Raw genomic sequence first — 18,295 nt, 5'->3', positions numbered from 1 at the left:
GGCCTACAAAACCCGTAGGCCCGTGCAAGCGAAGCGCCGCCGGGCAAACCGGCTCCATTTCATTGATTTTTCACCCCGAAAAAGGTACGTTTTCGCCTTAATTCCAGCGTGGACATGCCAGCATTATGCCGATTATTCAGTCTGTTGAACGTGCGTTGCAGATCCTCGACCTGTTCAACGAGCAGGCCACCGAGCTTAAGATCACCGACATCAGCAAACTGATGGGGCTGAGCAAGAGTACCCTCCACTCGCTGCTGAAAACTCTGCAGCTTCATGGCTATATCGATCAGAACCCGGAAAACGGCAAGTATCGCCTCGGCATGAAGCTGGTCGAGCGCGGTCATTTTGTCGTGGGCTCCATCGATATTCGGCAGAAGGCGAAAGGCTGGCTGACGGAGCTGTCCCAGCGGACCGGGCAGACCACCCATCTGGGGATCCTGGACGGGCGTGAAGGTGTCTATATCGAGAAGATTGAAGGCAAGCTGGCCGCCATCGCCTATTCGCGCATCGGCCGCCGCCTGCCGGTTCACGCCACCGCTATCGGCAAGGTGTTGATTGCCTGGCTGGGCGAGGCCGAGCTGAACGCCCTGCTGGAGGGCTATCAGTACACTACCTTTACGCCCGCCACCCTCGCGTCTCGCGAAGCCTTAATGAGCGCCCTGGCGCAGACCCGCAAGCAGGGCTACGCCCTGGATAGCGAAGAGAACGAGCAGGGCGTGCGCTGCGTGGCGGTGCCGGTGTGGAACCATGAATCTCGCGTCATCGCCGCCCTGAGCCTGTCGACGCTGACCTCCCGCGTGGACGATGCGGAGCTGGCTAATTTCCGCGAGCAGCTTCAGCAGGCCGGGCTCGAGCTGTCACGCGCACTGGGCTACCCGGCCTGAGCAGTTAGACCGGCTCGTAGGTGAAGTAGTCGAAGTCCGCGTAGCAGCCGTCGCCGCTGATGTCTTCGCAGTGCAGCCCCACAAACGCGCCGGTGAAGAAGCCGCGCCCGCCGATGTAGTCGTCCGACAGCTTCCACGCCTCATAGGTGACCGGCACGGCGTACCACGTCTCGCCGTCGAACGAGTAGCTGTAGCGGTAGACCAGCGTATCCACGTCCACCCGCAGCCAGACGCTCTCCGCATGTTCCGGCACCGGAATGGGCTGCTCATGCAGCGGCCATGACGGCACGTTGTGGTCGAGCTGGATCACCTTGATCGTTCTGCCCTGCCCCTCCTCGTAGTCCACAAAGCAGTAGCTCCAGTTTTTGCTGTTGTAGTAGCAGGTCAGCCCCGCGCTCTGCTGGAAGTGAACCGGCGAGAACTGCATCCGCGTCTCCGCCCGGAAGGTGAAGTGCTGCCAGCGGCGCGCCACGGTCGACTGGGTAAAGGTCGAGTTGAGCGAGTCGTTGCCGTAGAGCCGTAAGTAGCCAGGGCGGGCGGTGAGCGAGCCGAGGGTGTCGTCAAACGGAATGCGCAGGGTCTGCAGTTCCGGGTCGAGCGAACTGGCGTCAAAATCGTCCCGCCAGGTCGTCTGAACGGTAGCGGGCTGCTCGGCCATCTGCGGGCCGGGCACGGTCAGCTGCGCGTGCTTGCCGCCTTCCACGTACGGCCAGCCGTCGCGCCACTCAATGCGGGCGATACCGGTCTCGCGCCCCAGCGGACAGTAACCGCGCCCGCCGGAGGCCAGCAGCGGCACGCCGGGCAGGCGCAGCGGGCGGCTGGTGAGGTAGGCCATGTACCACTCTCCGGTGTGGGTCTTCAGCAGCGAGCCGTGGCCGCTCTTCTGCAGCGGGTTCTCAGGCAGGTGCCAGCTGGTCATCATCGTTACGTCCGGGTGCAGCTCGTACGGCCCATCGATATTTTTGGAACGCAGCACCACGACGGCGTGCTCGTAGCTGGTGCCGCCCTCGGCGACCATCAGGTAATACCATCCCGCGTGGCGATACAGGTGCGCGCCTTCGGTGTAGCAGAGCGGCGTGCCGGTAAACAGCGTTTTGCGCTCGGGCGAGAGGGTGCCGGTCTGCGGGTCAAACTCCTGCATCACGATGGTGTTGTGCGGGTTGCTGTGGTGGCGCGGCCCCCACGGGCGGTAGATATAGTATTTGCGGCCATCGTCGTCGTGAAACAGGGACGGGTCGAACCCGCCGTTACCCATCGGGATCGGCTCGCTCCACGGCCCCTCGATGGAGGGCGCGGTAACGAGGAAGTTGCGGCCATTTTTCCACGGTGAGTCGACAATCTTCACGTCGGTGTAAAGCAGCCAGAATTTGCCGTCGGCGTAGCTCAGGCACGGCGCCCAGATGCCGCCGGAGTCCGGGTTGCCCTTCATGTCCAGCATCGACACGCGGTCCAGCGGCGTGCTGACCAGCGACCAGTTTTTCAGGTCGCGGGAGTGGTAGATGCGCACGCCCGGGAACCACTCGAAGGTCGAGGTGGCGATGTAGTAGTCCTCGCCCTGGCGGCACAGGGACGGGTCCGGGTTGAAGCCGGTCAGGATTGGGTTAGTGATTTCCATATTGCCTCCGGTTAATGGGATGCGGCTGTCGCGGCGTCGGGAACGCCCTCGCCCTGCGCCGCGCGGTGCTTGATCAGCTGCTGGCTGATAGCCTCCACGCGGGCGTCGGTGAGCTTGTAGAACGACAGCATGATGAACATGCCCGCGTAGAGCACCACCGGCACTACGCAGAACAGAATCTTGATGGTGGTGAGCACCTCGACCGGCTGCACGCTGCTGCTGGCGGAGTAGTTCACATACGCCAGGATCCAGCCCACCACCGCCCCGCCAATCGCCAGGCCAATCTTCAGGCTGAACAGGTAGGTAGAGAACACCAGCCCGTCGAGGCGGCGACCGCTGCGGCTCTCCTCGTAGTCCACCACGTCAGAGGCCATCAGCCACTGCAGCGGCGTGGTGGTGTTGAAGACGAACAGGAACAGAATGTTGAGGGCAAAAATCAGCGCGATGTGCTCGGCCGGGGTGACGAAAATCAGCAGACTAATCAGAGAGTAGGCGACGATGATCCACTTGAAGGCGGTGACGCGGTCGAAGCGGCCCAGCAGGCGGGAAGAGCAGAGCGAGCCGAACATGGTGGCGAGGCTGCCGTAGAGTAAGAACTGGGTCGCCATCTCCGGGTGATCCATCACGTATTTCACGAAGTAGAGCGTCGCCCCGCCGCGCACCACGTTGGAACAGGTCGCCATCATCTTGAACGCGCACATGATGCGCCACTGGCCGTTGCCCAGCAGCAGCTTAAGATCTTTCGCCACCGACGAGCCCGGCTGCACCTCAAAGGTGTAGCGCTCTTTGGTGGTGAAGAAGCAGACGTAGAGCAGCACCACGCCGCTCAGCCCGAGCACGCACATGGCGCCAAAATAGCCTACCTGCTCGTTTCCTTTGCCGATGATACTGACCAGCGGCAGCGCGATGCCGCTGATGGCGAGCGAGCCCGCCGCCGCCAGGAAGAAGCGCCACGACTGCAGGGCGTGACGCTCTTTCGGGTCGGCGGTGATGACGCCCGGCATGGCGCAGTACGGCACGTTAACGAAGGTGTAGACCAGAGTCAGGAGAATGTAGGTCACGCAGGCGTAGATGATCTTGCCCTGCGCGGAGAAGTCCGGCGTGTAGAAGGTCAGCACGCAGACGATGCCGAACGGGATGGCGCCCCACAGCAGGAACGGGCGGAACTGGCCGTGCCGCGTGCGGGTGCGGTCTACCAGCAGCCCCATCAGCGGGTCGGTGACGGCGTCGAGCACGCGGGAGACCAAAAACAGCGTGCCCATAATCCCCGCCGACAGGCCGAAGACGTCGGTGTAGAAGTAGGCCAGCAGGAACATCGTGGCCTGCCAGACGAAGCCGCAGGCGGTGTCACCCAGCCCGTAGCCAATTTTGTCTTTCATGGTTAATTGCGTCATCAGAATTACACCCTTATGTAGTGTGCTGAATTACAACATCGTGTTAATGGAGTGTAATGAGCTGTTCAATTAACCAGCAATGGTCATATCTTATTTCCGAATTACGTTATTTTGCTTTTGTGACGCCTACGATATATCTCAACTTATTGTTTATATTATTAAATAACAGAAACAGAAAAGCCATCCGCGGAATATTTCCCGCAGACGGTTTTATCTCTGAAAATAATTAGATGCCGAGCGCTTTTTTACCGGCGTTAATTACCTCAATGATTTTATCGGTGTCATAAATACAGCCTTTCCAGGTGCCGCCGCTCACCGACTGTAGGGCTGCCCACAGCCGGGTGTCGTCCGGCAAAAAGTCGTGGGCGTGCAGGTCCGGATGCACCTGCCGCCGTGCCAGCTCGCGCGCGCCCTCCTCCGGCGTCAGCGGGTTGTCCGCCGTGCCGATGAAGTTCACGCTGCCCGTGAGGGTCAGGCGGTCCACCGCAATCTCGATGATGTCGTTATCGCGCAGCTTGCCTATCGGCCCGCCCGCCAGCGCCTCCGGCGACACGTGGCCGAAGCAGGCGCCCGTCGACACGCCGGAGAAGCGCGCATCGGTGATTAACGACACCGTCTTGCCCCACGAAATATGCTTCAGCGCGGAGGTGAGCTGATAGGTCTCTTCCATGCCGGTGCCGGAAGGCCCGCCGCCGATCACCACCATGATATCGCCCTGCGCAATCTCTTCCCGCTTGATGGCCCCGATCGCCTGCGCTTCCGAAACAAACACCCGCACCCGGCCAGTGTGGCGGTACACGCCATCTTCGTCCACCACCGACGGGTCGATCGCCGTGGCCTTGATCACCGAACCTTCCGGCGCGATGTTGCCCGTCGGGAAGCAGACCGTCGAGGTCAGTCCCTTCGCTTTTGCCTTCTTCGGCGGCAGGATCACATCATCCGGATCCACGCCGTCCTGCTCGCGCAGGCACTGGCGGAAGCGCGCCCGGCGCTCGGATGCCTGCCACCAGTCGAGGTTCTCGCCCACCGTCTGGCCGGTCACGGTCATGGCGTCCAGATGCAGCAGGCCGAGATCGCGCAGGTGGAGCATGACTTCCGGCACGCCGCCCGCGAGGAACGCGCGCACGGTCGGGTGGTAGTCCGGGCCGTTGGGCAGCACGCTCACCAGGCGCGGCACCCTGCGATTGACGCGCGTCCAGTGCTCAACGTCCGGGATCGTGCAGCCCGCCGCGTGGGCGATGGCCGGAATGTGCAGCAGTAAATTGGTGGAGCCGCCGAACGCCGCGTGGATCACCATGGCGTTTTCGATGGCTTTATCGGTGAGGATATCGCGCGTGGTGATGCCGCGGTTATCCAGCTCGCTGACCGCGCGCGCCGACTGGCGGGCGATCTCCAGCCACACCGCCTGCCCGGACGGCGCCAGCGCGGAATGCGGCAGCGCCAGGCCCAGCGCCTCCGCGACCACCTGCGAGGTGCCCGCCGTGCCGAGGAACTGACACCCGCCGCCCGGCGAGGCGCAGGCACGGCAGCCCAGCTCGGCGGCCTCCTGCAGGGAGAGTTCGTGATTGGCGAAGCGCGCGCCGATGGTCTGCACCTTACCCGCATCTTCCCCGACGGTCGGCGGCAGCGTCGCCCCGCCCGGCACCAGAATGGTCGGCAGATTGTGCATTGAGGCCAGCGCAATCATGGTGGCGGGCAGCCCTTTATCGCAGGTTGCCACGCCGATCACCGCCCGGCGCGTCGGCAGGGAGCGAATCAGGCGGCGAAACACGATCGCCGCATCGTTGCGGTACGGAAGGGAATCGAACATGCCGTGCGTGCCCTGCGAGCGCCCGTCGCACGGATCGCTGACGAAGGCCGCGAACGGGATCCCGCCATTGCGGGTGATCTCCTTCGCCGCCGCCTGCATCTGCATGCCGATCTCCCAGTGCCCGGTGTGGTAGCCCAGCGCGACCGGGCGTCCGTCCCCGGCGCGGATGCCGCCCTGGGTGCCGATGATCAGCACCTCTTTCCCGGTCAGCCTGTTGGCGTCCCAGCCCATCCCGGCGTTCTGCGTCATGCCGAACAGGTTGCCGCTGGGAGATTCCATCAGCATCTGCGGGGTCAGCGGCAGCGCGCCCTGCGGCCCCGCCGCGTGGGTGATCACCGCATAAAACGCGTCGTCCTGTGGGGTGAAAATTTTCTCAATGGTCATCGTTATCGTCCGGCTCAGCAAAGCTTGAGCTGTTGCAGCAGGGTTTTCAGCTGCGCCTTACGCGGCTCGTCCAGCGGGGAGGCGGGCGGCAGCACGTGCGTGGAGACAGGGCGACCGCAGAGCACGATCGCCTCTTTAATCACGTTCACAAACGGCGTATCCAGCTGATAAATCTGCGGAATTTGCAGTAAGGTTTGATGATACTCAGCCGCTTTCGCCACGTCCCCGTCGCGCCAGGCTTTCAGAAGATTCACCGACACCTGCGGGGCAAAGTTACCGCTCGCCGAGATCGCCCCATCGCCGCCGAGCAGCAGGGTATTAAACAGATGATCATCGTAGCCGCAGAGCACGGTGAAGTGCGGGTGAGCGGCTTTGACGGTATGGATCATGCTGCGCAGGTGGGCGACGGAGTCGATGGTGTCTTTGATGCCGACGATGTTGCTGCGCGAGTCGGCCAGGGTTTTCACCAGCACCGGGGTCAGATCCTGCCCGGTCAGCGCCGGGAAGTTATAAAGCATCACCGGCAGCGTGACGCTGTCGGCCACCTGTTCGAAATAGTGGATCAGGTTCGCTTCCGACACTTTCCAGTAGTAGGGGTTGATCACTACGATGCCGTCCGCGCCCGCCTGCTGCGCGTGCTGGCTCAGTTCAATTGTTTCCCGGGCGTTGGTGCCGCCGGTGCCGATCAGCACCGGCACGCGACGATCGACGTGATCGATAGCAAAGCGGGCAATTGCTTTACGCTCTTCGGCGCCGAGCTGGGAGAACTCGCCGCCGCTGCCCAGGAAGAACAGGCCGTCAACGCCTGCTTTGATGAGATCGTCGATCAGCGCGGCGGTGCCCGTCTTATCGAACTGGCCGTCGGCGGTAAAGATGGTGGAGACAGGGGGAATGATTCCCGTGAACAACGCGGACTGCGGCATGAGATCTCCTTGCTGAATCATTTTGTTCTACATTATAGAACAGTGTTCATTATTTTAACGATCATACTATGACGCAGAAAAAGCGCAGGTAAATGGGAAGGGAAGAGGGAGTGCGGGAAATTTAAGCTGGATCACATATTGCGTGGGTGCGGTCTGGTGCCCTCACCCCGGCCCTCTCCCACGGGGAGAGGGTGTAAAAGTTCCCTCTCCCCGTGGGAGAGGGTTAGGGTGAGGGGGAAGGGTTACTCAACCAACATTTTAACAACCACTTTCCTGACCTTCGCAGGCGCGCCCACCGCGCACAGCGGCTTATGCACTTCGCCCGGCCAGAACACCACAAAATCCCCTTCGCTCAGCACCACGGTTTTCTCCTGCTCGCCTTCCGGCAGGAAGGCGATGTCTTTGTCCGCCAGCCAGTCGGTGTCGGGCGTACCGTGCGGCAGGGTGCTGAAGGTCATCCCCTCCTGGCCCTTCATGATTATCTGGATGTCCAGATAGCGCGCGTGATACTCGGCGCGGCGCTCGGCGAACGGCTGGGTCATGTCTTCAGAGACCAGATAAAACAGGCTGTTGCCGTTGATGTCGTGTTTCCCGAGCGGCGTGGCGTCGGTGACGTGGGCTTTAACGTGCTCAATCGCCTGGCGCAGATCGTCAGGCAGCCAGGACTGCAGATAGTGGATGTTGCCGATAATCATGTTTCAACCCTCAATATAAAACGATGTTTCATTTTAATCTTTTATACGAGAATCCCGGCTGCCATTCCAGCCCTTTTTGGACGAGGTTTGCGCGAGCGCATGTTTATCGGGAATGGTGTTAATTTGCTGTTAACCCTGCCCGGGCATTTATGCAGGGGTTATGCATAACCTCGATCCGCGCTTAACGCACGGCTGTTCTAACATCTTGATTATGCTCTCTAATTAACAAAACCCGTTGCCGCCTCACACTTTACTGTTTTGATAATTTGCTCTAAAAACCCATAATTATTTATTGATTTTTCTTAAGTCAAAAATAGTTAATTACGTTAATTGCATAGACATTCTTGCGTATTATTTTTATCATTTAAAATCAATCACATAACAATTTATTTCAAATGATTAAAATCTACAAAATAATAACAACCTCAAATAATGCCACCGGATCCTGCTTAGCTATTCACCCTTCAATAATATTAAATTAATCATTATCTGATGCGAATCATGCAAATGAAAACAAACCCCTTAATATCCGATTTCGCGTGAGCAATATCACAATACGGATTATTTAACGGCCTAGTATGAATCACGAAATCAATTGAGCTTAGCCGCCATGCAATTAAATACATCACATGGCGCATGCCCTTTTTATTCTGAAAAACAGTTAAAGGAATAATTATGGAAAAGCATTACGTCGGTTCTGAAATTGGTCAATTGCGTAGCGTTATGCTGCACCGCCCAAATTTAAGTCTGAAACGTTTAACGCCATCAAACTGTCAGGAGCTGCTTTTTGATGACGTACTCTCGGTTGAGCGGGCGGGTGAGGAGCATGACATCTTTGCAAACACGCTGCGCGAGCAGGGTGTGGAAGTCCTGCTGTTGACCGACCTTCTGACACAAACCCTTGATATTGCAGAAGCGAAAGCCTGGCTGCTGGATACGCAAATCTCCGACTATCGCCTCGGACCGACCTTTGCCGGCGACGTGCGCGGCTGGCTGGCGGATATGCCGCACCGCGAACTGGCGCGCAGGCTGAGCGGCGGATTAACCTACGGCGAAATTCCGGCGGCCATTAAAAATATGGTGGTCGATACCCACACGGCGAATGATTTTATTATGAAGCCGCTGCCGAACCATTTATTTACCCGCGACACCTCGTGCTGGATTTATAACGGCGTGTCTATTAACCCCATGGCGAAACCGGCCCGTCAGCGCGAAACCAATAACCTGCGGGCAATATATCGCTGGCACCCGGCGTTTGCCGACGGTGATTTTATTAAGTATTTCGGCGACGAGAATATTAATTACGACCACGCCACCTTAGAGGGCGGCGACGTATTAGTGATTGGCCGAGGGGCGGTACTGATCGGCATGTCCGAACGCACGACGCCGCAGGGCGTGGAGTTTCTCGCCAACAGCCTGTTCAAACACCGTCAGGCCGAGCGCGTGATCGCCGTTGAGCTGCCAAAACACCGCTCCTGCATGCACCTCGATACCGTCATGACCCACATCGACGTGGACACCTTCTCCGTCTATCCGGAAGTGGTGCGCAAGGACGCCCAGTGCTGGACGCTCACCCCGGACGGACGCGGCGGCCTGCTGCGCACCCAGGAAACCGACCTGCTGCACGCCATCGAGAATGCGCTCGGCATTAACCAGGTGCGCCTAATCACTACCGGCGGCGACGCCTTTGAAGCCGAACGCGAGCAGTGGAACGACGCCAACAACGTGCTGACTATCCGCCCGGGCGTGGTGATCGGCTACGAGCGCAACGTCTGGACCAACGAGAAGTACGACAAAGCGGGCATCACCGTGCTGCCTATCCCGGGCGACGAGCTCGGACGCGGCCGCGGCGGCGCGCGCTGCATGAGCTGCCCGCTGGAACGCGACGGAATTTAAAGGAGCCATCATGGAACGAAAACCCACTCTGGTTGTGGCCCTGGGCGGCAACGCGCTGCTCAAGCGCGGCGAGCCGCTGGAAGCTGAAATCCAGCGCCAGAACATCGAGCAGGCCGCCCGCACCATCGCCGGGCTGACGGAACAGTGGCGCGTGGTGCTGGTGCACGGCAACGGGCCGCAGGTCGGGCTGCTGGCGCTGCAGAACAGCGCCTACGACAAAGTGACGCCCTACCCGCTGGACGTTCTCGGCGCCGAAAGCCAGGGAATGATCGGCTACATGCTCCAGCAGGCGCTGAAAAACAATCTGCCGCAGCGCGAGGTGAGCGTCCTGCTCACGCAGGTGGAAGTGGACGCTGCCGACCCGGCCTTCAGCAACCCGACCAAATACATCGGCCCGGTGTACAGCGAAGCCCAGGCAAAAACGCTGGCCGCGGAAAAAGGCTGGGTGTTCAAGGCCGACGGCAGCTACGTCCGCCGCGTGGTGCCGTCACCGCAGCCGAAACGCATCGTCGAGAGCGACGCCATCACGGCGCTGATCCAGCGTGACCATCTGGTGATCTGCAACGGCGGTGGCGGCGTGCCGGTGGTGGAGAACGCCAACGGCTATCGCGGCATTGAGGCGGTGATCGACAAAGACCTCTCCGCCGCCCTGCTGGCGCGTCAGATCGAGGCCGACGCCCTGCTGATCCTGACCGATGCCGACGCGGTGTACCTCGACTGGGGCAAGCCGACCCAGCGCCCGCTGGCGCAGGTGACGCCGGAGCTGCTCAGAGGCATGCAGTTCGACGCCGGATCGATGGGCCCGAAAGTGGCCGCCTGCCGCGAGTTTGTTGAGGCCTGCAACGGCATTGCCGGGATCGGCGCGCTGGCCGACGGCGCGGAGATCCTGGCGGGCGAGAAAGGCACGTTGATTCGCAACTGAGTCGTTTTCCCCTCACCCTAACCCTCTCCCTAAGGGAGAGGGGACGATTACACCCTCTCCCCGTGGGAGAGGGCCGGGGTGAGGGCATCAAACAGCAAATTTTAAAAAGGATTTACCCATGACCATCAACCTGAAAAACCGCAACTTCCTGAAACTGCTGGACTACACCCCGGCGGAGATCCAGTACCTGATCGACCTCGCCATCGAGCTGAAGGCCGCCAAAAAAGCCGGGCGCGAAAAGCAAACCCTGGTCGGGAAAAACATCGCCCTGATTTTTGAAAAAACCTCCACCCGCACCCGCTGCGCCTTTGAAGTGGGCGCGTTCGACCAGGGCGCGCAGGTCACCTACCTCGGCCCAAGCGGCTCGCAGATCGGCCATAAAGAGTCGATGAAGGACACCGCCCGCGTGCTGGGCCGCATGTATGACGGTATCGAATATCGCGGCTATGGCCAGGCCATCGTTGAGGAGCTGGGCGAGTACGCGGGCGTGCCGGTGTGGAACGGCCTGACCGACGAGTTCCACCCAACGCAGATCCTCGCCGACCTGATGACCATGCTGGAGCATGCGCCGGGCAAAACCCTGCCGGAGCTGAGCTTTGCCTATCTCGGCGACGCGCGCAACAACATGGGCAACTCGCTGATGGTCGGCGCGGCCAAGATGGGGATGGATATCCGCCTCGTCGCGCCGAAATCCTTCTGGCCGGAAGCCGGGCTGGTTGAGCAGTGCCGCGCCATCGCGAAAGAGACGGGCGCGCGCATCACCCTCACCGACGACGTGGAAGAAGGCGTGCGGGGGACCGATTTCCTCTACACCGACGTGTGGGTCTCCATGGGCGAGCCGAAGGAAGCCTGGGCCGAGCGCGTCAGCCTGATGAAGCCGTATCAAATTAATGCGGACGTGATGAAGGCCACAGGCAACCCGAACGTCAAGTTTATGCACTGCCTGCCGGCGTTCCACAACGAACACACCAAAGTGGGCCGCGAGATCGAGATGGCGTACGGCCTGAAGGGGCTGGAAGTGACGGAAGAGGTCTTCGAATCACCGAACTCCATCGTCTTCGACGAAGCAGAGAACCGCATGCACACCATTAAAGCGGTCATGGTGGCGACACTCGGCGACTAATCACCGCCCGGCGCGCCGCGGGGTGCGCCGGGTTTAAGGAGCACATCATGGGCAAGTTTAAGTTTCCCTCCGCTTACACCATTCTCTTTTTTCTGATTGCCGTTGTGGCGGCGCTGAGCTGGGTCGTCCCCGCCGGTCAGTACCAGATGGCGATGAACGAAACCCTCGGTAAAGAAGTCCCGATTGCCGGAACGTACGCGCACGTGGCGGCACATCCGCAGGGGCTGGTTTCCGTCCTGATGGCGCCCATCGCCGGGCTGTACGATCCGGTCTCCGGCCAGGCCGGGGCGATCGACGTCGCGCTGTTTATCCTGATCATCGGCGGTTTTCTCGGGATCGTCACCAAAACCGGGGCGATTGACGCCGGGATCGAACGCGTCACTACGCGACTGCGCGGGCGCGAGGAGTGGATGATCCCGATCCTGATGGCGCTGTTTGCCGCGGGCGGCACGATTTACGGCATGGCCGAAGAGTCGCTGCCGTTCTACACCCTGCTGGTGCCGGTGATGCTGGCCGCCCGGTTCGATCCGGTTGTCGCCGCCTCTACCGTGCTGCTCGGGGCGGGGATCGGCACGCTCGGCTCCACCATCAACCCGTTCGCCACGGTGATCGCCGCCAACGCCGCCGGGATCCCCTTCACTAACGGCATCGCCCTGCGCGTGGCGCTGCTGGTCATCGGCTGGGTCATCTGCGTGGCGTGGGTGATGCGCTATGCCCGTAAGGTGCGCCAGGATCCGTCGCTGTCGATCGTGGCGGATAAGCAGGAAGAGAACCGCGCCCATTTCCTCGGCGACAAGGGCGAACAGTCGCTGGAATTCACCCCGGTGCGCAAAATCATCCTGGTGATTTTCGCCCTCGCCTTCGCGGTGATGATCTACGGCGTGGCGGTGCTGGGCTGGTGGATGGCAGAGATCTCAGCGGTGTTTCTCGCCAGCGCGATTATCGTCGGCCTGATTGCCCGCATGAGCGAAGAGGAGCTGACGTCGACGTTTATCAACGGCGCGCGAGATTTGCTGGGCGTCGCGCTGATTATCGGCATCGCGCGCGGTATCGTAGTCATCATGGATAAGGGCATGATTACCCACACCATTTTGCACAGCGCGGAAGGGCTGGTCAGCGGGTTGTCCACGGTAGCGTTTATCAACGTGATGTACTGGCTGGAGGTCGTGCTGTCGTTTCTTGTGCCTTCTTCATCCGGCCTGGCCGTTCTGACGATGCCGATCATGGCGCCGCTTGCCGATTTCGCTAACGTCAACCGCGACCTGGTGGTGACGGCTTACCAGTCGGCCTCCGGCATCGTTAACCTAGTCACGCCTACTTCTGCCGTCGTGATGGGCGGGCTGGCTATCGCCCGCGTGCCCTACGTGCGCTATCTGAAATGGGTGGCGCCGCTGCTGGGCATTTTAACGGTGGTGATTATGGTGGCGTTAAGTCTGGGTGCCTTGTTGTGATTTGCCGGATGGCGCTGCGCTTATCCGGCCTACGGATCGGTGCGGTGCCACCGGTTATTTCAGGAACTGATATGGGAACTATGATGGATTACGAAGAGTACTCTCCCAAAGAGCAACTACAGCTGACGGTCTGCCAGCGCCTGATCGCAGAAAAGAGCTATCTCTCTCAGGAGGAGATCCGCCGGGATTTGCAGGAGCGTGGTTTTGAAACCATCAGCCAGTCCACCGTTTCACGTCTGCTTAAATTGCTCGGTGTCATAAAAATTCGAAATGCCAAAGGGCTAAAGATTTATTCGCTGAATCCCCAGCTGCGCCCTGCCCCCGACGCCGCGCGTACCGTGTCCGAAATGGTGGTCAGCGTCGAGCACAATAGCGAGTTTATCCTTGTTCATACCGTCGCCGGATATGGCCGCGCGGTGGCGCGTATTCTGGATTATCACCAGCTGCCGGAAATTTTAGGCGTGGTGGCCGGCAGCAGTATCGTCTGGGTCGCTCCCCGCGTCGTGAAGCGCACCGCACTGGTGCATAAGCAAATTAATTATTTACTCAGAACGCATTAATATTCATAAAGAACCGTTTGCATTGAGTAAAGCGTGCATTAAATCGCTTGATCCGAAAAGCGAGCTGCGTATAATGCCCGACAATTTGCCGGGAGGAAGCATGGTCAAGCGTGTACGACATAACGTCTTACCGCGTCTGAAATCAGACGCTGGCCTGCCGTTTTTCTTCCCGTTGCTAAACCTATTCCCAGAGCCCCTCATTTGAGGGGCTTTTTTTTGCCCGGCGTCAGGAGATAAACATGAATCCGCTTTATCAAAAACACATCATTTCCATAAACGACCTCAGCCGCGAAGAGCTGGAACTGGTTCTGGAAACCGCGGCAAAACTGAAGGCCGATCCGCAACCGGAGCTGCTGAAGCACAAGGTGATTGCGAGCTGCTTCTTCGAAGCCTCGACCCGCACCCGCCTCTCCTTTGAAACCTCCATGCACCGCCTGGGCGCAAGCGTGGTGGGCTTCTCGGACAGCAGCAACACGTCGCTGGGTAAAAAAGGCGAAACCCTGGCGGATACCATTTCAGTGATCAGCACCTACGTCGACGCGATTGTGATGCGTCACCCGCAGGAGGGCGCGGCGCGTCTGGCGACCGAATTTTCCGGCGGCATTCCGGTACTGAACGCCGGTGACGGTGCCAACCAGCACCCGACGCAGACCCTGCTGGATCTGTTCACCATTCAGGAGACGCAGGGCAAGCTCGAGAACCTGAATATCGCCATGGTCGGCGACCTGAAGTATGGCCGCACCGTCCACTCCCTGACCCAGGCGCTGGCGAAATTTAACGGCAACCGCTTCTTCTTCATCGCGCCTGACGCGCTGGCGATGCCGCAGTACATTCTCGACATGCTGGATGAGAAAGGCATTCAGTGGAGCCTGCACGCCAGCATCGAAGAGGTGATGAGCCACGTGGATATTCTCTACATGACCCGCGTGCAGAAAGAGCGTCTGGACCCGTCCGAATACGCCAACGTGAAGGCACAGTTCGTGCTGCGCGCCAGCGACCTTGAGGGCGCGCGCGACAATATGAAGGTGCTGCATCCGCTGCCGCGCATCGATGAGATCACCACAGACGTGGATAAGACGCCGCACGCCTGGTACTTCCAGCAGGCCGGAAACGGCATCTTCGCCCGCCAGGCGTTACTGGCACTGGTTCTGAATCGCGAATTGGCACTGTAAGGGGAAACGACCATGACACACGATAACAAACTCCAGGTTGAAGCCATCAAGCGCGGCACCGTGATTGACCACATCCCTGCGCAGGTGGGCTTTAAGCTGCTGACGCTGTTCAAACTGACCGAAACCGACCAGCGCATCACCATCGGCCTGAACCTGCCGTCGGGCGAGATGGGCCGCAAGGACCTGATTAAAATCGAGAACACCTTCCTGACCGACGAGCAGGTCAACCAGCTGTCGCTGTACGCGCCGGACGCCACCGTCAACCGCATCGACGAGTATGAAGTGGTCGGCAAATCCCGCCCGAGCCTGCCGGATCGTATCGAAAGCGTGTTGGTCTGCCCGAACAGCAACTGCATCAGTCACGCTGAGCCGGTTTCTTCCAGCTTTGCAGTGAAAAAACGCGCCGATGACATCGCGCTCAAATGCAAATACTGCGAAAAAGAGTTTTCTCATTATGTGGTGCTGGCCAACTAATTGAGGTTGGTAATGAAATCCCGGCTGTTATAATGGCCGGGAACATTCTTAACGCTGTAATTCTGGAGAAAACATGAGCAAAGTACTCGCGACGGAAAATGCACCAGCGGCTATCGGCCCTTACGTTCAGGGCGTTGATCTGGGTAGCATGATCATCACTTCCGGGCAGATCCCGGTGAACCCAAAAACCGGCGCGGTGCCGGAAGACGTCGCGGCACAGGCGCGTCAGTCGCTGGAAAACGTGCAGGCTATCGTTGAATCTGCCGGACTGAAAGTAGGCGATATCGTGAAAACCACCGTTTTCGTGAAAGATCTGAACGATTTCGCGACCGTTAACGCCACTTACGAAGCGTTCTTCACCGAGCACAACGCCACCTTCCCGGCGCGCTCCTGCGTGGAAGTGGCCCGTCTGCCAAAAGACGTGAAAATTGAAATCGAAGCGATTGCGGTACGTCGCTAATTCGCTTTGGTGATAAAAAAGGCAGCCCGGGCTGCCTTTTTTGTTGCTTGCTACTGATTCCTCGTCGCCCTGAGCAGCGTCTCCAGCGGATAGACCGCCGCAATCACCACCTCGTCCTGAACCTTCGCCGCGTTATCCAGCTCGCTCTGAATCGAGGCTATCTCTTTATCATCCAGCGTGCCCTGGCGCGCCACCAGATCCGTCAGCCTCAGGCCAATGGAGGCCAGCTTATCCACCTCCTGGATCACCGGCTTCATCGCCTTCAGCTGATAGCTGTTTTCGCTTAACGCAAGCGCGTCGCTGGTGTTGCTCTGCCAGCGGTTAAAGACGTGGCGCAGCGAGTCCGCGCTTTCCGCGTCTTCCGCATCGCTCACCAGGCGGTCCGCCCATTTGTTCATCTGGCGCACGGTGGCGCTTTCGGCGTTCAGCGCATCGGCGAAGCGGTTGAGCGGTTCGAACTGATGATAATTTCCCGCCTGGAACTTCAGGTGCTGGCGGGTGTAATACTGCGCGGGCTCTACCGCCTGAGCGAGGATCTGCAGCGGCAGCGTGTCGGCATTACCGGCAAGGCGCGTGAACTGCACCTGCTGCTGGGTATGCTGCTGCAGCCCGACCGACACCGTCGACCAGCTGTCCATCGCCTGCAGGCGAGTGTACATGTTATCGACGTCGTTGACGTCCTGCGCGGACCAAAGGCGCTCCGCCACCGCGAAGGTGCGCGGCCACAGGCGGATATCCAGAACCGGCGCCACCACGTTTTCCGCCCACAGCGCGGCTTCCCCGCCGAGCAGGCTGGCCTGATTCGCCACATCCGGCACGACGGGCGGAATGCCTTTCGGCACCGCGTCCAGACGCGTGCCGCTGATTGGGTAACGCGTATTCCCCACCAGGAAATAGCCGGTGAGCTTGTCGTTATCGACGGAGACCACCGGGCGCGTCTCGCCCATCCACGTATCGACGGTGAAGGTCACCTGGCTGTCGTCACGCCATTCAATATCCTGCACCGCGCGGCGGGATTTCCCGGCAAAATCAATAAACCCGCGCCAGCCTGCGTCCCCTTTCACCAGCGTGAAGCTCCCCTCCACCGGCTTGCCCTTCAGGCGCGGCATGGAAAAGGCCCAGCTCTGGACGCTGTCGGTGTCTGTAATCACATCCACGCCGTTCAGCCCCTGCGGGACAATTTCGTTGCGGTAGTGATAGGCGGTGGACTGGGGCTGGTCGAGATAGAAACCGGTGGAGAGAATGCCCTTGTAGCCGTTCTGCGCCACCTGCCCCAGCGCGTCCTGCCCCTGCCAGGACTGGATCAGAATGCTTTTCGGCAGGTCAGGATGGTAGATCTCGTCCCAGCCGACCATCTGCCGGTGGTGTTTCTCGAGGATCGTTTCCAGCTTGCGGTTGAAATACGCCTGCAGCGCGTGGCTGTCCGCCAGCCTGTTGTCGCGCATGAAATTCTGGATCGCGGCGTTCGCTTTCCACTGGCTGTCGTCGACCTCGTCACCGCCGATATGCAGATACGGATCGGGGAAGATCGCCGCCAGTTCGCTGACCATCGCGTCGGCAAAAGCGTAAGTTGCGTCTTTTGTCGGATCCAGCACCGGCTTCAGCACGCCCCAGTGGCGCTCCATTTCATAAGGCCCCGGGGCGCTCATCAGCTCCGGGTAGGCCACGGCAATCGCCGAGGCGTGGCCCGGCATGTCGATCTCCGGCACCACGCGGATACCGCGCTCGGCGGCGTAACGCACCACCTCGCGCATCTGTTCAGGCGTGTAGAACAGTCCGTCGCTGGCAAGCTGCGTCAGCTTAGGGTAGCGCTTCGAGCTGAAGCGCCAGCCCTGATCGTCGGTTAAGTGCCAGTGCAGGACGTTGAGCTTCGCCGCGGCCATGCCGTCGATCTGGCGCTTGATATCCGGCAGCGGAATAAAATGACGCGCCGAGTCGAGCAGCAGCCCGCGCCACGGGAAGCGCGGCGAATCTTCAATGGTGACCCACGGCAGCGAGGTGTTTTCCGCCCCGTTCTGCATCAGCTGGAGCAGCGTTTCCATGGCGCGCAGCGCGCCAAAGCGGGTGTTGGCGGAGATATCGACGCCGCTGGCGTCCACCGTGAGCCTGTAGCTTTCATCGCTGTCCGGCAGCGGCTGCGGCTTGACCTTTTTGGCAACCGCGATGCGGATGGTCGGTTTATCTGGTTTTTCAGTCTGAGGCTGTAGCGTCCAGCCGGTTTGCAGGGCCATGCGCTGGCGCAGGCGGCTGACGGCGTCACCGAGATCGTCCCCGCTGACGCTAATGGATACGTTGTTGCTGAGCACCAGCGCGCCCTGGGTCGTCGGGCGTTCAACCTTGGCAGGCCAGGGCATTAAGGGGAGATCCCCTGCCGGGGCGGCAAACGCAGAGGCGCCGAGCATCAGCCCGGCGGTTAAGAGACTGTACCGTAACATGAATGTTCCTTATCTGACGGGCCAAATAAAGGCAAAACATTCTGTTAACATGCGCTCAATTTGTCGTCAAGCGAATGCGCCGACGGAGATCACAGGT

Annotated in this window: 16 protein-coding genes and 1 pseudogene; 10 read left to right on the top strand and 7 right to left on the bottom strand. The window is 60.0% G+C overall.

The window, feature by feature from the left end; translation table 11 throughout:
• The first annotated feature begins 125 nt into the window (after window positions 1–125).
• Window positions 126–884, top strand: a complete 759-nt coding sequence (xynR, locus tag ACMGGX_RS12295) for a DNA-binding transcriptional repressor XynR (protein WP_420298419.1) — start codon at window positions 126–128, stop codon at window positions 882–884.
• Between the two features lie 4 nt (window positions 885–888).
• Here the strand turns inward: xynR and ACMGGX_RS12290 are convergent, their stop codons facing one another.
• The 5 genes from ACMGGX_RS12290 to ACMGGX_RS12270 all read right to left on the bottom strand — a co-directional run bounded on the left by ACMGGX_RS12290 (window position 889) and on the right by ACMGGX_RS12270 (window position 7,705).
• Window positions 889–2,499, bottom strand: coding sequence for a glycoside hydrolase family 43 protein (locus ACMGGX_RS12290; RefSeq protein WP_420298418.1), 1,611 nt, complete (start codon window positions 2,497–2,499; stop codon window positions 889–891).
• Between the two features lie 11 nt (window positions 2,500–2,510).
• The gene (locus ACMGGX_RS12285; protein ID WP_252047068.1) at window positions 2,511–3,893 is read right to left on the bottom strand and encodes an MFS transporter; all 1,383 of its coding nucleotides are present in this window, start codon (window positions 3,891–3,893) and stop codon (window positions 2,511–2,513) included.
• A gap of 226 nt (window positions 3,894–4,119) precedes the next feature.
• Window positions 4,120–6,087, bottom strand: coding sequence for a xylonate dehydratase YagF (gene yagF, locus ACMGGX_RS12280; RefSeq protein WP_420298417.1), 1,968 nt, complete (start codon window positions 6,085–6,087; stop codon window positions 4,120–4,122).
• Window positions 6,088–6,101: 14 nt separating this feature from the next.
• The gene (gene yagE / locus ACMGGX_RS12275; RefSeq protein ID WP_420298416.1) at window positions 6,102–7,010 is read right to left on the bottom strand and encodes a 2-keto-3-deoxygluconate aldolase; all 909 of its coding nucleotides are present in this window, start codon (window positions 7,008–7,010) and stop codon (window positions 6,102–6,104) included.
• Between the two features lie 242 nt (window positions 7,011–7,252).
• A complete protein-coding gene (locus ACMGGX_RS12270; RefSeq protein ID WP_420298415.1) occupies window positions 7,253–7,705 on the bottom strand; it encodes a YhcH/YjgK/YiaL family protein in 453 nt (150 codons plus the stop codon).
• Between the two features lie 675 nt (window positions 7,706–8,380).
• On the opposite strand from ACMGGX_RS12270, the gene arcA reads away from it, so the two are divergent.
• The 5 genes from arcA to ACMGGX_RS12245 all read left to right on the top strand — a co-directional run bounded on the left by arcA (window position 8,381) and on the right by ACMGGX_RS12245 (window position 13,657).
• A complete protein-coding gene (gene arcA / locus ACMGGX_RS12265) occupies window positions 8,381–9,601 on the top strand; it encodes an arginine deiminase (RefSeq protein WP_420298414.1) in 1,221 nt (406 codons plus the stop codon).
• A 10-nt stretch (window positions 9,602–9,611) separates the two neighbouring features.
• Window positions 9,612–10,523 carry a carbamate kinase gene (gene arcC / locus ACMGGX_RS12260; RefSeq protein WP_047174641.1) on the top strand — a complete coding sequence of 304 codons (912 nt, stop codon included), beginning with the start codon at window positions 9,612–9,614 and terminating at the stop codon, window positions 10,521–10,523.
• 118 nt (window positions 10,524–10,641) lie between these two features.
• Window positions 10,642–11,646, top strand: a complete 1,005-nt coding sequence (gene argF / locus ACMGGX_RS12255) for an ornithine carbamoyltransferase (protein ID WP_023310201.1) — start codon at window positions 10,642–10,644, stop codon at window positions 11,644–11,646.
• Between the two features lie 47 nt (window positions 11,647–11,693).
• Complete coding sequence (locus tag ACMGGX_RS12250; protein WP_033144505.1) at window positions 11,694–13,097, top strand: YfcC family protein; 1,404 nt, start codon at window positions 11,694–11,696, stop codon at window positions 13,095–13,097.
• 80 nt (window positions 13,098–13,177) lie between these two features.
• Window positions 13,178–13,657: an arginine repressor gene (locus ACMGGX_RS12245; RefSeq protein ID WP_029739272.1), complete on the top strand. Its 480-nt coding sequence runs from the start codon at window positions 13,178–13,180 to the stop codon at window positions 13,655–13,657.
• Between the two features lie 3 nt (window positions 13,658–13,660).
• Here ACMGGX_RS12245 and ACMGGX_RS12240 read toward each other — a convergent pair.
• A pseudogene (locus ACMGGX_RS12240) lies at window positions 13,661–13,778 on the bottom strand (hypothetical protein).
• Between ACMGGX_RS12240 and ACMGGX_RS12235 the strand changes: the two are divergent.
• The 4 genes from ACMGGX_RS12235 to ridA all read left to right on the top strand — a co-directional run bounded on the left by ACMGGX_RS12235 (window position 13,758) and on the right by ridA (window position 15,763).
• A complete protein-coding gene (locus tag ACMGGX_RS12235) occupies window positions 13,758–13,862 on the top strand; it encodes a pyrBI operon leader peptide (protein ID WP_022646880.1) in 105 nt (34 codons plus the stop codon). The pseudogene ACMGGX_RS12240 and the gene ACMGGX_RS12235 sit on opposite strands and share 21 nt — an antisense overlap.
• Window positions 13,863–13,896: 34 nt before the next feature.
• Window positions 13,897–14,829, top strand: coding sequence for an aspartate carbamoyltransferase (pyrB, locus tag ACMGGX_RS12230; RefSeq protein WP_420298413.1), 933 nt, complete (start codon window positions 13,897–13,899; stop codon window positions 14,827–14,829).
• Window positions 14,830–14,841: 12 nt separating this feature from the next.
• Window positions 14,842–15,303: an aspartate carbamoyltransferase regulatory subunit gene (gene pyrI, locus ACMGGX_RS12225; RefSeq protein WP_023310197.1), complete on the top strand. Its 462-nt coding sequence runs from the start codon at window positions 14,842–14,844 to the stop codon at window positions 15,301–15,303.
• A gap of 73 nt (window positions 15,304–15,376) precedes the next feature.
• On the top strand, window positions 15,377–15,763 hold the full coding sequence (gene ridA, locus ACMGGX_RS12220) for a 2-iminobutanoate/2-iminopropanoate deaminase (protein WP_008501391.1): 387 nt from the start codon (window positions 15,377–15,379) through the stop codon (window positions 15,761–15,763).
• A gap of 50 nt (window positions 15,764–15,813) precedes the next feature.
• Here the strand turns inward: ridA and ACMGGX_RS12215 are convergent, their stop codons facing one another.
• Window positions 15,814–18,198, bottom strand: a complete 2,385-nt coding sequence (locus ACMGGX_RS12215; protein WP_420298412.1) for a beta-N-acetylhexosaminidase — start codon at window positions 18,196–18,198, stop codon at window positions 15,814–15,816.
• Between the last annotated feature and the right edge of the window lie 97 nt (window positions 18,199–18,295).

This window comes from Enterobacter sp. BNK-29 (assembly GCF_048684785.1).
Classification (GTDB): domain Bacteria; phylum Pseudomonadota; class Gammaproteobacteria; order Enterobacterales; family Enterobacteriaceae; genus Enterobacter; species Enterobacter cloacae_M.
This window is presented reverse-complemented; position numbering and strand designations above follow the sequence as displayed.

Coding starts and splice junctions, on each gene's coding strand:
- xynR (WP_420298419.1), top strand. CDS start 126: ATGCCGATTATTCAGTCTGTTGAACGTGCGTTGCAGATCCTCGACCTG.
- ACMGGX_RS12290 (WP_420298418.1), bottom strand. CDS start 2,499: ATGGAAATCACTAACCCAATCCTGACCGGCTTCAACCCGGACCCGTCC.
- ACMGGX_RS12285 (WP_252047068.1), bottom strand. CDS start 3,893: ATGACGCAATTAACCATGAAAGACAAAATTGGCTACGGGCTGGGTGAC.
- yagF (WP_420298417.1), bottom strand. CDS start 6,087: ATGACCATTGAGAAAATTTTCACCCCACAGGACGACGCGTTTTATGCG.
- yagE (WP_420298416.1), bottom strand. CDS start 7,010: ATGCCGCAGTCCGCGTTGTTCACGGGAATCATTCCCCCTGTCTCCACC.
- ACMGGX_RS12270 (WP_420298415.1), bottom strand. CDS start 7,705: ATGATTATCGGCAACATCCACTATCTGCAGTCCTGGCTGCCTGACGAT.
- arcA (WP_420298414.1), top strand. CDS start 8,381: ATGGAAAAGCATTACGTCGGTTCTGAAATTGGTCAATTGCGTAGCGTT.
- arcC (WP_047174641.1), top strand. CDS start 9,612: ATGGAACGAAAACCCACTCTGGTTGTGGCCCTGGGCGGCAACGCGCTG.
- argF (WP_023310201.1), top strand. CDS start 10,642: ATGACCATCAACCTGAAAAACCGCAACTTCCTGAAACTGCTGGACTAC.
- ACMGGX_RS12250 (WP_033144505.1), top strand. CDS start 11,694: ATGGGCAAGTTTAAGTTTCCCTCCGCTTACACCATTCTCTTTTTTCTG.
- ACMGGX_RS12245 (WP_029739272.1), top strand. CDS start 13,178: ATGATGGATTACGAAGAGTACTCTCCCAAAGAGCAACTACAGCTGACG.
- ACMGGX_RS12235 (WP_022646880.1), top strand. CDS start 13,758: ATGGTCAAGCGTGTACGACATAACGTCTTACCGCGTCTGAAATCAGAC.
- pyrB (WP_420298413.1), top strand. CDS start 13,897: ATGAATCCGCTTTATCAAAAACACATCATTTCCATAAACGACCTCAGC.
- pyrI (WP_023310197.1), top strand. CDS start 14,842: ATGACACACGATAACAAACTCCAGGTTGAAGCCATCAAGCGCGGCACC.
- ridA (WP_008501391.1), top strand. CDS start 15,377: ATGAGCAAAGTACTCGCGACGGAAAATGCACCAGCGGCTATCGGCCCT.
- ACMGGX_RS12215 (WP_420298412.1), bottom strand. CDS start 18,198: ATGTTACGGTACAGTCTCTTAACCGCCGGGCTGATGCTCGGCGCCTCT.